11 protein-coding genes are annotated in these 13,596 nt (G+C 43.6%); 4 read left to right on the top strand and 7 right to left on the bottom strand.

Features of this window, described 5'->3' with window-relative positions; genetic code table 11:
- Positions 1-176: 176 nt before the first annotated feature.
- Positions 177-1,799, top strand: coding sequence for an iron uptake porin (locus tag MIC7126_RS0118395; protein ID WP_017654637.1), 1,623 nt, complete (start codon positions 177-179; stop codon positions 1,797-1,799).
- Positions 1,800-1,954: 155 nt separating this feature from the next.
- On the opposite strand, the gene MIC7126_RS0118390 is transcribed toward MIC7126_RS0118395, so the two are convergent.
- Positions 1,955-2,335: a hypothetical protein gene (locus MIC7126_RS0118390; protein ID WP_017654636.1), complete on the bottom strand. Its 381-nt coding sequence runs from the start codon at positions 2,333-2,335 to the stop codon at positions 1,955-1,957.
- Between the two features lie 116 nt (positions 2,336-2,451).
- On the opposite strand from MIC7126_RS0118390, the gene MIC7126_RS0118385 reads away from it, so the two are divergent.
- The gene (locus MIC7126_RS0118385; RefSeq protein WP_017654635.1) at positions 2,452-2,655 is read left to right on the top strand and encodes a hypothetical protein; all 204 of its coding nucleotides are present in this window, start codon (positions 2,452-2,454) and stop codon (positions 2,653-2,655) included.
- Positions 2,656-2,782: 127 nt separating this feature from the next.
- Here the strand turns inward: MIC7126_RS0118385 and MIC7126_RS0118380 are convergent, their stop codons facing one another.
- Positions 2,783-4,390: a mechanosensitive ion channel family protein gene (locus MIC7126_RS0118380; protein WP_017654634.1), complete on the bottom strand. Its 1,608-nt coding sequence runs from the start codon at positions 4,388-4,390 to the stop codon at positions 2,783-2,785.
- Positions 4,391-4,865: 475 nt separating this feature from the next.
- On the opposite strand from MIC7126_RS0118380, the gene ahcY reads away from it, so the two are divergent.
- Complete coding sequence (gene ahcY / locus MIC7126_RS0118375; RefSeq protein WP_017654633.1) at positions 4,866-6,143, top strand: adenosylhomocysteinase; 1,278 nt, start codon at positions 4,866-4,868, stop codon at positions 6,141-6,143.
- A gap of 379 nt (positions 6,144-6,522) precedes the next feature.
- Here the strand turns inward: ahcY and MIC7126_RS27870 are convergent, their stop codons facing one another.
- From MIC7126_RS27870 to MIC7126_RS0118360, 4 genes are all read right to left on the bottom strand, one after another.
- On the bottom strand, positions 6,523-6,987 hold the full coding sequence (locus MIC7126_RS27870; RefSeq protein WP_338010319.1) for a phosphatase PAP2 family protein: 465 nt from the start codon (positions 6,985-6,987) through the stop codon (positions 6,523-6,525).
- A 6-nt stretch (positions 6,988-6,993) separates the two neighbouring features.
- Entirely contained in the window at positions 6,994-7,227 is a 234-nt protein-coding gene (locus tag MIC7126_RS32335; RefSeq protein ID WP_017654631.1) for a hypothetical protein, read from the bottom strand.
- Between the two features lie 186 nt (positions 7,228-7,413).
- Entirely contained in the window at positions 7,414-9,165 is a 1,752-nt protein-coding gene (locus MIC7126_RS0118365; protein WP_017654630.1) for a ShlB/FhaC/HecB family hemolysin secretion/activation protein, read from the bottom strand.
- 256 nt (positions 9,166-9,421) lie between these two features.
- Entirely contained in the window at positions 9,422-9,928 is a 507-nt protein-coding gene (locus MIC7126_RS0118360; RefSeq protein WP_017654629.1) for a sterol desaturase family protein, read from the bottom strand.
- Positions 9,929-10,411: 483 nt separating this feature from the next.
- On the opposite strand from MIC7126_RS0118360, the gene MIC7126_RS29545 reads away from it, so the two are divergent.
- On the top strand, positions 10,412-10,840 hold the full coding sequence (locus MIC7126_RS29545; RefSeq protein ID WP_238553654.1) for a hypothetical protein: 429 nt from the start codon (positions 10,412-10,414) through the stop codon (positions 10,838-10,840).
- On the opposite strand, the gene MIC7126_RS0118355 is transcribed toward MIC7126_RS29545, so the two are convergent.
- Positions 10,789-13,383, bottom strand: coding sequence for a M1 family metallopeptidase (locus tag MIC7126_RS0118355; protein ID WP_017654628.1), 2,595 nt, complete (start codon positions 13,381-13,383; stop codon positions 10,789-10,791). The two genes, MIC7126_RS29545 and MIC7126_RS0118355, sit on opposite strands and share 52 nt — an antisense overlap.
- Positions 13,384-13,596: the final 213 nt, after the last annotated feature.

Raw genomic sequence — 13,596 nt, 5'->3', positions numbered from 1 at the left:
CATACAAAATAATAAGTAGTTTCTGATACTTTGCTAGCATGAAATAAGGGATATATTCTATACCTTGTTAGAGACGTGGTATTGCTACGTCTCTACAGAAAAATTCATCCCAGCAATCAGTAACGCTGTTTACAGCCGCTAGGTGTAGAGATTTTTTAGAGAGGAGAACGGCAAACATGTTTTATAAAGTGTGGCAAACCCTGGTTTTAAATCCAGCGGTTTTGGGAGTGATATTATTAGTTTCAACAAGAGCGATCGCTGTGGAATCACCTAATAGTTCCGCAGGTGTAAAATCAGCAAATAATCAACAATTATTAGCTCAAATCCAGACTGACGAAACCAACGCCCAAAATTCCCTATCTCAAATCACCTCAGTTTCACAATTTTCTGATGTCCAGCCCACAGATTGGGCATTTCAAGCTTTGCAATCTCTCGTTGAGCGCTATGGTTGCATCGCCGGCTACCCCAACGGTACTTTTCGTGGTAATCGTGCTTTAACTCGTTATGAATTTGCTGCAGGTTTGAATGCTTGTTTAGATCGAGTTAATGAATTGATTGCAACAGCCACAGCAGACCTGGTGACAAAACAAGATTTAGCCACCATCCAACGTTTACAAGAAGAATTCAAAGCCGAGGTAGCCACTCTTCGAGGACGAGTAGATTCTCTAGAAACTCGCACTGCAGAATTAGAAGCCAACCAATTTTCTACAACTACTAAGTTAGTTGGTGAGGCGATTTTTGCTGTCACAGATAACTTTGGTAATAACGGTGACAGCAAAACTGCTTTTCAAAACAGGGTGCGTCTAGACTTACAAACCAGCTTCACAGGAAAAGATGTTCTACACACCCGGATTGCGGCGGGAAATGCTATCGGATTACCTCTACCAGGTAGTACAGCTGAGGGAACTCAAACCTTTAATCTATCTCCCAACACCAACAACGGCGCCGGTATCGACTGGTTATCTTACTATTTCCCCATTGGTAATTCGCAAGTATACATAGCAGCTAGCGGTGGTATTCAAAGCGATTATGTACCTACCGTTAATCCCTACTTTCAGGATTTTGATGGCGGTAACGGAGCCTTGTCTACCTTTGCTTCCGAAAGCCCAATTTATCGGATTGGTGGTGGTGCTGGTTTGGGTGTGAACTTAGCCTTTGGTAGTGGTGGCGCCTTCCAACCTTCATTAACTCTCGGTTATTTAGCATCACAAGCGAATAATCCTAGCCCTGGTTCAGGCTTATTTCAGGGAAATTATGCAGCTTTAGCACAGTTGAATTTGAATGTAGGCGATCGCCTTTCCTTCGCCGCTACCTACGTCCACGGTTATCATGGAGCTGGCAGCGCTTTATTTGATGCTGGCTCAGTTACTGGTGCGGTAGTGGGAACCTCACAAGCTAACTTCGTCGCTGGTGGCGTTAATCCTTACCAAAGCAATTCCTATGGTTTAGCTGCAGCTTTTAGACCTAGCAACCAACTCTCTATCAGCGGTTTCATTTCCTACAGCGATATCAACGATTTGCGTGCGGCTAATGATGGTGAAGTTTGGAGTTATGGAATTGGTGTAGCTCTACCAGATTTGGGTAAAAAAGGCAACGTTTTAGGAATTTTGGCTGGTGCTCAACCATATCTAGGAAGCGTTGGTGGCGATCGCCCTTATCATATAGAAGGCTTCTACAAATATCGCCTCACCGACAATATCTCCATCACCCCTGGTGTCATTTGGTTAACTAATCCCGGTCAAGGTGCAAATAACAATGATGCCGTAATTGGTACTCTGAGAACTACTTTTAATTTCTAGTGTGGATCTGATCGCTGTTTCATTCGCTACATAAATTCATCTGTAGAGACGTAAAATTTTACGTCTCTACAACGATTAAGGACTTTAAGTAATAGAAAAATCAATTACCTATTACCCATCACCAACCATATTGGGCTAATTAGCTGGACTTGAGATTATTTCAATCTTGTCAATGCTTCTAGCAGCATCATGCGTACTTGCCACACTTCAAACAACCGTTGCTGTACTCCTCTATAATCGATGCGGTTGATCCAGATATCCTGCAACGCAGCTTTGATTAAGGTTCTTTGTGCTGGGGTTGGTTGTCCTAAATTATTGAGCGCTGTTTCCAGAAAATGAATGACAGTAGCGCTCGGAAAGCGCCGTAATCCCAGCCCATTTTCACAATCCTCCACTCCTCTTTGCGCTGCGGCGATTAGTGGAACTATCCAACTACTGGGATAAGCAGAATTACCTATGGGTTCTATCCCTAGGTTTCTACCTAATTGTTGCAATTCTTCAAGAGACTTGCTTGCTAACTCTTCACGTGTAAACATAATAAATGCCTCGTTACAGGGGTTTCGGTAGTTAGTGCCTGGAAGCTTTTAACTACCGAATAAAATTATTAACGCTTGCTATCAAACGTTTCAAGCTATAGTTACAGTTTGTTACAATGCCTAATCCCAAAGGACACCCCGAAAGCCTAGAACCTTATAAATTTAAATCTGATCGGGATAAGTCGTTGACCGAACAACTCAATATCAGAATTACCAAAGAAACCAGTGAGCAACTCAAAGAACTAGGTGATGAGAAAGCTGAATTTTGCAGGGATGCAATCAATAAAGCACTAGAAGAACGCAACAGCAAGGGTAAGTGATTCGTCAATAATCGGTTTGCCTGTTCTAGGTTTTTGTGGTAGTTTTCAAACTTAAAAAGTAGGTTGGGTTGCGCTGTGCTTAACCCAACCTTGTATCTTAAGAGAAGTAGTAGACCGTCCTTAGCCCCTAGTCCCTAGCTGGGGTATTGAGCAATTGAGCATCATTGACCCAAATTGTTTGCTGTGGTACAGGAATATCAATTCCGGCTTCGTCGAAGGCGACTTTTAAGCGACGGCGATATTCTCTGGCGACATCCCACTGTTTCAAGGGTTGGGTTTTAATCCAGACGCGGATAATTAAACCGCGATCGCCAAAATTATCAATCCCCAAAACTTTTGGTGTTTCGACGATTTGATGCAACCATAGGGGGTCTGCGTCCATCTCTAGAGCCACAGTTTCAATCAATTTCAAGGCTACATTCACATCTGCTTGGTAGGAAACCGGAATGGTTAAATCGGCTCTTGACCAGCGACTCGAAAGGTTAGCGACTATTTTGATTTCACTGTTGGGAATGGTTATTAAGCGCCCTTCCGCATCTCGGACTTGGGTCATCCGCAGGTTGAGGTTTTCGACTAAACCTCCCACATCGCCCACCGCAATCACGTCACCCAAGGCGTATTGGTCTTCGAGAATAATCAGAAAACCATTAATCGCATCTTTAATTAAGTTTTGTGAAGCGAGGGAGACGGCGACACCAACTAAACCAGCACCAGCAAGCAAGGGAACGACATCGATCCCCAAGGCGACTAGGGCGAGAAAAATGCCGACACCAACACAGACAATGGTCGTGATACTTTTAGTGACACCAGAGAACGTGGAAACTCGTAGTTGCAGACGCTCTGAACTTTCTGGGGTCAATAAAGCACCACTGCTGATGAGTGTGCTGGTAAAGCGGTCAATTAAAGCGTAGCTGAAGCGCACAGCTACATAAGTTCCCAGGATGACGACACCCAATTTTAGAGGAAATTGGGCTGCTGAGAGAATGCCGACTTGGAGCGATCGGGTGTAGGGAAATAAACCCAAGATAAAGAAAGTTCCACCACCCCAAATCGCCGCTTGAGTCAATTGAAATAATCGTCTTTTGACTTCTTGTAAATGCCGCTGTTGTTGATGATTCAGTTGTGTGGTAATCTTTTTTTCTGCAGTTGATGTTGCTGCAATTGGTTGTAAAGATTTATACTGTAAGCTGCGCTGCCAGCGACGTACACCCCAACTTAAGAGAATTATCCCCAAAGCGCTAGCAGCTGCAATCATACCTTGTTGGATTAAAAATTGAGTTTCTCGCTCTCCCTTAGCTTGCTGTAAGTCTGCTTGCAAAGCATCGGTGATTTGATTTGCAGATGACATCCCATCTACCTGACGCAGGCGCATATCTTGGGAAGTGACGGTCATGAGATAGCGATCGTTGACATAAATTACCGGTAATTCATTGATTTTGCGAACCTCTACCTTGACTCCTCTGGTAGGGGAGCGAAAATAACTTTGGCTAATTTCCTGTAAATTCTGTTGCACATTTTTCGACCGTTCCGGAAAATTGCTTTTTGATGCTGCTATCTGAAACAATCGGCGACCATCCAAATAAATCCAGCCAGAAACCATCCGATTATCTGAATCCTGACTTACACCGCTAGGAGCTTGTAAGCTAGGTAAAAAAGGAAACTGGGCTGTCGCTTTTGGTGCAGACACAACAGCGATCGCCATTGCACCCGTCATCGCCAAAAATTGTAAGCGCACTTAAACACCTCCTTACACAAAATCTGCTAGTACTTCTATAACCATCCTCCATAATTAGTTTCCGTAAATGTACCTATCTAAAGTTCAGTTTCTCTCTACACAAGACAAGTTTTTGCCTTTTCCAGTTATCCTCTCTCTTTAGATAGATGACACCGTACTTCATCTACTGTGGGTAATGGATAAAGGAGTGCTGATGATTACTCTTGGTTCAAGATAAATTAATAACAAAAAAAGTAGTAATCATGTTGACATTACCACGATCGCTCACCACGACTTAAAGAGAGAACAGGGAACTCTTAACAGGGAACAGACTGTTTTATATGGGGATTTAGACCCATTCTCAATGCCCAACTTCACACATCCATCGATTTAAGTGTCTAATCATTACAGCCAAAAATCGATTGTCGTGGAATAATTGAAAAGGAGTACGTAAACTAATACGTACCTTTTCTTACTTTAAAAGAGGAAATCTTTAATGACCGCAACTTCTCCCCGATTAAAGCACGAGGTTAAAGACCTCGCCCTCGCTCCCTTGGGAAGACAGCGTATTGAATGGGCTGGACGCGAAATGCCAGTATTAAAGCAAATCCGCGATCGCTTTGCCCAAGAAAAACCCTTTGCAGGGCTGCGCTTAGTGGCTTGCGCCCACGTGACAACAGAAACCGCACATTTAGCGATCGCGCTCAAAGCTGGTGGTGCAGATGCGCTACTAATCGCCAGTAACCCCCTATCAACTCAAGATGACGTTGCTGCGAGCCTCGTTGTCGATCATGAAATTCCCGTCTTTGCACAAAAAGGCGAAGATAACGAAACCTATAACCGCCACGTCCAAATCGCCTTAGATCACCGCCCCAACGTCATTATTGATGATGGTAGCGATGTCGTTGCTACCTTAATTCAACAACGCCAGCACCAAATTGCTGACTTGATTGGTACCACCGAAGAAACCACCACTGGTATTGTGCGACTGCGCGCCATGTTCAAAGATGGCGTTCTCACCTTCCCCGCAGTTAACGTTAATGATGCTGACACCAAGCATTTCTTTGATAACCGCTACGGTACCGGTCAATCAACCCTAGACGGTATTATCCGCGCTACAAATATTTTGCTGGCTGGGAAAAACATCGTGGTTGTCGGTTACGGCTGGTGTGGTAAAGGCACCGCCCAGCGCGCCCGTGGCCTAGGCGCTAACGTAATTGTCACCGAAATTGACCCCATCAAGGCAATCGAAGCCGTGATGGACGGTTTCCGCGTCCTCCCCATGGCCGAAGCTGCTCCCCTAGGTGATTTATTTATCACCGTCACAGGTAACAAACACGTGATTCGCGGTGAGCATTTCGACGTGATGAAAGATGGGGCGATCGTTTGTAACTCTGGTCACTTTGACTTGGAACTTGACCTTAAGTATTTAGCTGCTCAAGCTACAGAAATCAAGGAAGTCCGTCCCTTCACCGAAGAGTATAAACTGCGCAATGGTAAATCAGTTGTAGTTCTCGGTCAAGGACGCTTGATTAACCTCGCCGCTGCAGAAGGACACCCCAGCGCGGTGATGGATATGAGTTTTGCCAATCAGGCCTTAGCTGTGGAATACCTAGTGAAGAATAAAGGTAAATTAGCACCTGGTTTGCACTCAATTCCTACCGAAGTAGACCAAGAAATTGCTCGTCTCAAATTACAAGCAATTGGTATTACCATCGATACCCTCACCCCCGACCAAATCGAGTACATCAATTCCTGGACTGTTGGGACTTGATATTTTCCCTAGAGTTTTTCAGGCTTTAGCCATAACTTAATTTTTCATGGGGTGGACAAGTTGTCTATCCCATTTTTTATAGTAGGGAATAGGGAATAGAGAATAGGGAATACGGAATAAGGAATAGGGAAGAAAGTCGCTGTCTTGAAAAGTGACGCTCCTGCGTCGCTAACGCTTTGCTAACAGATCGGCTGCGAAAACAAGCGATAGAAAAATGGAATGGGAGCTTACCAAAAGTGATTACAGAAAGTGCACTAAAATTAGATGTCAATAAATTACTAGAATAACGGCTGTACAGATGTAGAAACGTACAATTTCACGTCTCCACCAGAATTTTTGTGGAAGACGAAATTATGTTCAGCCATGAAATCAGCAACACCTAAGTAATCAGATTTTCTTCTTCAGGAAGCAACGAAGTTTCATCACTTGCGGTAGTCAGATGGGGTTTAATAATCAAACTAGCAGCGATCGCCCAAGCTAATGCAACCATCCATCCTGCTACAATATCGCTAGGAAAATGAACGCCCAGATATAATCTTGTCCAAGCGATCGCTAAAACGAATATACTGCCAAGAATAATAGAGAGCGATCGCCAAGACGTTTTCCAAGCTAAAATTACTAAAACTACCACCAGCGTCATGCTAGTCATTGCGTGACCACTAGGAAAAGCATAGCCATAATGATGATAACTAGATTCCCACAGATGAGGACGTACGCGATGGATGATTTCCTTAGCTGCGAAGTTGATGATTGTGTTTCCTAATCCAGCAGTCATGACATAGACAAAATATCGCCACTGTCTTCGCTGTAATAATATCAGTGCGATCGCACCAAAAATTGGCAACGCAATCTAAAAAGATCCCAATCGAGTCAATGCTAATGCAAATATATCTAATTGCGGTAAAGCAGTCTGGTGAATTGCTAACAGTATTGGCACATCCCAGGGAAAACTAGCTCCATTTTGCCAAACTTTAACTGTTAAAATTTCAAATATTTGTAAAGGTAAATAAATACAAATGAATAATACCAATAACGAACGCCAATGAGCAATTAATAACTGTTTAACAAACTTGTAAATTGTCATTTCTGATTTTAAATGAAAACCTTATAGACTCATTCTAGCAATTATGGCGTTGCATAAATGCAGGATAATTTTTCTCACGCAGAGACGCAGAAAGGTTAAGGAGTTTAAGAGTTAAATATATCAAATTTCATCCCTCTTAGAGAAAATTAAATTTGCTCTTATCGTTATAAAAGTTTAGCCTTTTGCTCAAAAAGGACTGTAGCGGATAGAAAAATAAAGTCCATTTTCTTGGAGAGTTCTTTGTTGAGAGTCAACAGAAATCAGAGGAATACCCCAATCAAGACGAGCACTAAAGCGATCGCCCTGAGTCCAGCGCCAACCCAAACCGACCGATGCTAAGGTGTTATCACTCAAGTAGCTGCTAGCAGAATTATTCCAAGCAACGCCAAAATCAACAAAAGGGATTACGTGTAGCAGACCGTCAACATCCGGTAAACGCAAAATGGGGATTTGCACCTCTGCACTAGCAAAAGCGCCATTATCTGACAGTATTAAATCTTGACGATAGCCCCGCACACTTTCATTACCACCCAAACCGAACTGTTCTAAAGGTAAAAGTGGTCTAGATGCTAGTTGTGCGTTGGCGCGGAGTAATAGTAAGGTATTAGGAGCTAGTAACCTCACCCACTGAGCTTGCCCTTGCCAAGAGAAAAAGCGTGTATCGGGGGGATCTTGATTAATTGTGGCATTCAATGCACCTATGCCGAGATTAAATTGCGATCGCACACCAAAAACTTCACGGCTGTTACGGTTAGTCCACTCTTGAAAAAAGCGCAACGCAGATATCCGCGTCCTTCCTTCCCCATCAGCACCCAAAGCCGGAAAGGGGATGCGTTCTGTCTCCACGTAAGTAGCTTCACTGTTTCGATGGGTCGCCGTTAAGCCTAGTACTAATTCTTGTGTAGGACTTTGGAACAGGGGTTGACGGAAGCTCAATTCGTAGTAGCGGAAAGCCGATTGAATATCGAGAATGCTAAACGGACGCTCAATCACCGCACTGGATGTGGTACCAAAGTTAAAGGAGATGGTACCATTTTCGGGATTCACAGGTAGAGTGTAACCGACATCCCAACCATTGCTACCATCTGTATTGGTGTAACCGACTTTCAAACCATCTCCTATTCCTAGCAAGTTGGCTTGTGTCAATTCTAACCGCCGCCGAAAACTACCCACGCTAGGCGATCGCCCGTTATCCAGCACTACTTCACTACTAAAGGTTTTTGCTTCTTGAATTTGGACTTGTAATATGCTTGTACCCGCACGAGAGCCAGTGGAGAGTTCCGCCGAGAGTTTGTCAATTAACGGATTGAGTTGCAATAGTTGCAGTGCTTCTAACAATCGCTCTCGATTGAGGGGTGGGGACGTAGCTAGGGCTAGACGACTGCGGACATAATTCGAGTCCAATCGCCGCGTTCCTGTTACCTGAATTTCCGACAATTTCCCTTCAATTACTTGAATTGTGATTACACCAGACTGGATTGTTTGCGGCGGAATATAAGCACCAGAGGTAATGTAACCTTTTTCAATATATAAATTACTGATTTGTGACCGGGCTTGAAATAATTCTGTTAATGTAATTGGTCTTTTAGTAAATTTTGCCGTAACTTCAGCTAATTCCTCGGCACTGAAGACTGTGCTACCAACAATAATAAACCTTTCAACAATAATAGTTTCATTTAATTTATCTAGAGGTGGCTGCTCTGGTATGGAGTCCTGGCGAGGAGAAGGAAGTAACTGTTCTGGTGGGGGGAGTGGCTGTGGTGGTGGAATTGAGGGGAGGGGAGAAGGGGGGAGTGGTTGTACATCTTGGGGTGGGGGTAGTTCTGGTGAGGGGAGTGATTGAGCATCAACACTTGGGGGTCTACTACCGAAGCACTGAAAAATAGTCAGCAAAGGCCAGATTACTGCAAGCTTGCAGACGAGCAATTGATGGGACATGACGCTAGTTGGTTGTGCCAGGAAATATAGGAGCAGATAGGGACTACTAAAACAGTGAAAATCAGACAATTACCCCTAAATTCCTACTATAAGGCCTAGCGTTGTCACATTTTTATGCAATTTTGCAGCAAAACATGTTTTTGTGGTAGAGACGTTGCTTTGGCTTCGTCTCCACAAAATTCAACTGTTTTGTAATCAGCGCGAAACCCTATAACTCCTAAATTTTGTGCTGGCTTTCGTGAATCTGCTCACAAAATTAATTTGTGACGCGAGAGTAACGCAAATGAAGCCTAATCAGCCGCAGCCAACGCATCCAGACTAGAGATGGTTGCTCAAAGAAGGTAAAAATATCACCAAATCCCTGATTAGTTTTTTGATGGTGTAGCCAATGTCTCTCAGGAGTAGTGATGAATAAAATTTGACACAAAAAATTTACAGCTTTTGGAGTTTGCCAATCCAAAACGCTGACGTGTCTCCACCACACATGGAACTGTCCTAAGAGCAAGCCAACGCTCACGCCGATTGGAGAAAAAGGCCACAGAACTACTCCCATCAGCACATAAGGCAGAGCACCAAGGATACCATCTAAAAGAACTTGGGCATTGAAGGTCAAAATAGCGTAGTGGCGGAAGTCTTTCTTCCAGGAGTGATGCGTTTTTAGGTGGAGGCTACCAAAAACATGCTCGGGTACATGGTAAACAAAAGTTGAAAGGAAATCGCCAAAAAATAGTAACAGCCAAGCAACAGCGATAGCCTCAAGCATTAGTACTCCTCAAGTTTAGTAAAAAAACTCCACAAAAAAATGCGATTTTCATGTTTTACACATGGATGCTACGGGTAAATACTAGCCGCTGGGAAAGCATTTCGCTGGTCACGAGACGGCAGTGACTTGATTGCAATCCACTTGACATGATGCTCAGAATCTAAGTGGTTTTAGGTAATTGCCGTTTCATAAATCCATGTCCTAAACGCATTAAACAGCAGCTTGAGAGAGCCTTCCCTGTGGATTTTGGCTCTGGGTTGATGGAATTGATGCATCTAAACCCCAATCGGATATCGTATTTTGCCATAGTATCCTCACAATCTTCTGACTAAGGCTTACGGTATTAGCAAAGGTTGAGTTAAAACTAGTACAAATTTAGGTTAAGATTCTCTATAAAATTTATCAGCTAAGTGGATCACATCTACATAAAAAATAAAAACTCCCCATCGGAGGTGGAGTTTTTGAGCAGGGGGAAGGTGGGGAGTGTGGGGAGATGGGGAGATGGGGAGATGGGGATTAAAGTTTGAGCCTTTGAGGCTGAAGCGCGAGCCTTTGAACTCGACGTTTGAGCCTTTGAGGCTGAAGCGTCAGCCTTTGAACTCGACGTTTGAGGCTTTGAGGCTGAAGCGCGAGCCTTTGAACTCGACGTTTGAGCCTTTGAGGCTGAAGCGTGAGGCTTTGAACTCGACGTTTGAGCCTTTGAGGCTGAAGCGTGAGGCTTTGAACTCGACGTTTGAGGCTTTGAGGCTGAAGCGTGAGGCTTTGAGCCTGAAGCGTCAGCCTTTGAACTCAAAGCTTCCCCACCTCCCCACCTCCCTATCTCCCCATCACCCCATCACCCCATCCCCCCATCACCCCATTCAACTCTGTGATTTCGCCTCCAAGTTTTCTAAGCGGCTTTTCAATTCTTGATTTTGTTGCTTAATCTGGTCTAGTTCTTCGCGCAATTGACGCAGAGCATTGTCTGAGCCGATATTTTTTTGTAACTCGACAATTTCTTCTTCAGCATAGCGACGCACTCGACCATCGGCTGTTTGATCGGCGAGCGATCGCAAAATCCCGATGGCTTTGGGTGTTTCCATTTGTCCCAAGGCTGTCAACACTGCTACTTGTGTTAGGAAAAAGGTTTCTTTGGCAAGATCTGCTAACCTATCTAAAATTCTTTCTAGGTTCACTGGACTTTGACCGACGGAAATTTTTCCCAATGCACGAATTGCAGCTAACCGCAAGGGTTGTGGTGTACCGATTTTGGTGTATTCTAAGACTAGATTTAGCGCGGGTTCTGAGGTTTTGAGTGCGGCTAAACCGGCGATCGCCCCGCTGCGGACTACTTCATTCCAACCGGCTTTTTCTTCGAGAACGGACTTTAGCAGCTTGATCGCCTTTTCTTCTTTGGGTTGGTCTTCTATGTTAGCGGCTGATATTGCACCGATGGCGCGAGCTGCTGCGGCTTCGACATAATAACTGCGATCGCCATCTTTGACTATTTCTTTCACAGCCTTATAGCTTTCTACAGTTTTGGTGTGCGCGAGTGCTTCTATCACGGCTCGTCGCACAAAAGAATTGTCATCTTTCAACCCAGGTAATAAACTTTCAAAAGCTTGGTCTAATTTCACCTCTGCTAGTTGTTTCGCTACTTCCACCCGCACGCCCCAAAATGAATCATTTTTTAGCGCTGCGGCTAATGCTTTAGTTGCTTCCAAACCGCCTTTTTTCGCCAAAGCTACTGCTGCATAAATACGCGAAATCGGATTAGGATCAAATTCCAACTGAGCTTTTAATTCTGGAATTGCATACTCTAAAGACACAGTTTTCAGGTAATTATTTCCCACATCAAAACTCACAAATTGTGGCTTTTCTGTTAATGGAAAATAAAAGCTTTGTTCTTGCTCATGTACCCTGACTGTAAAAGTTTTCAGTTCCACAGGTCTTTCTGAATTAGCCCAGCCAAACCCGATAGGAATTTTCAAATCAAACAAATCTTTTTGAGAATTATTTCCTGGGCTGGCTTGAGTTTGAGTCACAGTCACTTTTGCTAAATTAGCATCACCATCCCAAGCATAAGCAACCTGAAAATCAGGATGACCGCCACGATAAACATATTGGTCAAACAAAAAAGTTAAATTGCGTCCAGTTGCTTTTTCAATTGCCCTGAGTAAGTCTACCGTTTCGACAGTTTTGTGAGCATTATCCTGCACAAATATTTGCATTGCTTGCCAAAACAGATCCTCGCCTAATTCTGCGCGGATCATATGATAAACACAAGATCCTTTTTCATAAATATGGCGATCGTAAAGTTCAATTGCTTCCCGGTAAACATGAGTTACCATTGGGCGACGATAGCGGCTACTATCTTCTGTCAAATAACTCCGCGCTTCTAATAACCGATAGTATGCGGCTTCTTGCGCTCCATATTCATGCTCTGTCCACATCACCTCAGAATAGGAAGCCATCCCTTCCTTAATCCAAGCATGTGACCAATGTTTAATTACTACTAAATCACCAAACCACTGATGCGCTAATTCATGAACTACTAAACTTTCTGTGTTGCGGTTATCTAAACTCGCCCGTTCATCCAGCAAACAGCGGTCAGTTAACAGCGTGGTGGAAGTGTTTTCCATCCCACCAAAAATGAAGTCATCAACGCAAACTTGTGCATATTTGGGAAAAGGATAGAGATAGCCATATTTTTCGCTTAAAAACTCCATCATTCGCGGAGTTTTTCCCATACTGCGCTTGGCGTCTGCAACTCGTCCTTTTTCTACATAATAAATGACGGGTTTCCCTCGCCATTCGTCTTGAACTTCTGCAAAATCTCCTATCGCCAAAGTCATTAAATAGGTAGGATGAATTTGCTGCTGCGACCAATGATAAATTTTGTAATCGCCATCATCTTCGGTATCAATCAGTTCGCCATTAGAAATCGCTATCAACGGTTTAGGAACACGGACACGAATTTCGGAGGTAGACAATTGTCCTGGATAATCAAAGCAGGGAAACCAGAAGCGCGAATCTTCATCTTCTCCCTGAGTCCAGACTTGGGTGGGTTTGTGGGGGTAGTGTTTATCTGGTTGAATAAAATAGATGCCGCGTTGGGGTGTTTCGGCTGTGTAGATAATTTCAAGTAATAATTGCTTACCCAACTGGGTCGGCTCAGATAGATAAATCGAAAGCTTTTCACCATCATACTCAAAGCGTTGCCGTGCTTGATCTATCAGCACAAACTTGATGTTGAGATTGACAGCATCCAAAGTCAAACGCTCAATCCCATTGCGGATTGGTAACAAGTTAATCAAGCAAGTGGCATCATATCTTTGATTAGGGATATCTAGACTGATGTCTAAAAAAATTCGCTCTACCTGTCCTGGGCGATCAGGATTGTAATGTGGTTTTGCCCCTGGTAACTCAAAAGGTTTGTGTTTGTGACTATCTGTATCAAAATAAGACTGTGACATTGACGCTTACGCCCTTATAATCCTGACAAGTCTGGCTAGATGTAGTGAAGCAAAATCTTGCTTTTAGGTATAGTGCCCAAAGCAACTCAATATTGAGGGAAAATTTCTCTGTGGGGTTACATAAAGTAACGAAGGCGAACAATAAAGAGGGTGAGACAAAACTGCTAAAGCTTCCTGGATAAGTATTTAACCCATAAAAACACGTGTGCTCTA

This window comes from Fortiea contorta PCC 7126 (assembly GCF_000332295.1).
Taxonomy (GTDB): domain Bacteria; phylum Cyanobacteriota; class Cyanobacteriia; order Cyanobacteriales; family Nostocaceae; genus Fortiea; species Fortiea contorta.
Note: the sequence above shows the minus strand (reverse complement) of the source record. Positions and strands in the feature narration are given on the sequence as shown.

Bases quoted from the DNA above. Each gene is read 5' to 3' on its own strand.
- MIC7126_RS0118395 (WP_017654637.1), top strand. From the start codon at position 177: ATGTTTTATAAAGTGTGGCAAACCCTGGTTTTAAATCCAGCGGTTTTG.
- MIC7126_RS0118390 (WP_017654636.1), bottom strand. From the start codon at position 2,335: ATGTTTACACGTGAAGAGTTAGCAAGCAAGTCTCTTGAAGAATTGCAA.
- MIC7126_RS0118385 (WP_017654635.1), top strand. From the start codon at position 2,452: ATGCCTAATCCCAAAGGACACCCCGAAAGCCTAGAACCTTATAAATTT.
- ahcY (WP_017654633.1), top strand. From the start codon at position 4,866: ATGACCGCAACTTCTCCCCGATTAAAGCACGAGGTTAAAGACCTCGCC.
- MIC7126_RS32335 (WP_017654631.1), bottom strand. From the start codon at position 7,227: ATGACAATTTACAAGTTTGTTAAACAGTTATTAATTGCTCATTGGCGT.
- MIC7126_RS0118365 (WP_017654630.1), bottom strand. From the start codon at position 9,165: ATGTCCCATCAATTGCTCGTCTGCAAGCTTGCAGTAATCTGGCCTTTG.
- MIC7126_RS0118360 (WP_017654629.1), bottom strand. From the start codon at position 9,928: ATGCTTGAGGCTATCGCTGTTGCTTGGCTGTTACTATTTTTTGGCGAT.
- MIC7126_RS0118355 (WP_017654628.1), bottom strand. From the start codon at position 13,383: ATGTCACAGTCTTATTTTGATACAGATAGTCACAAACACAAACCTTTT.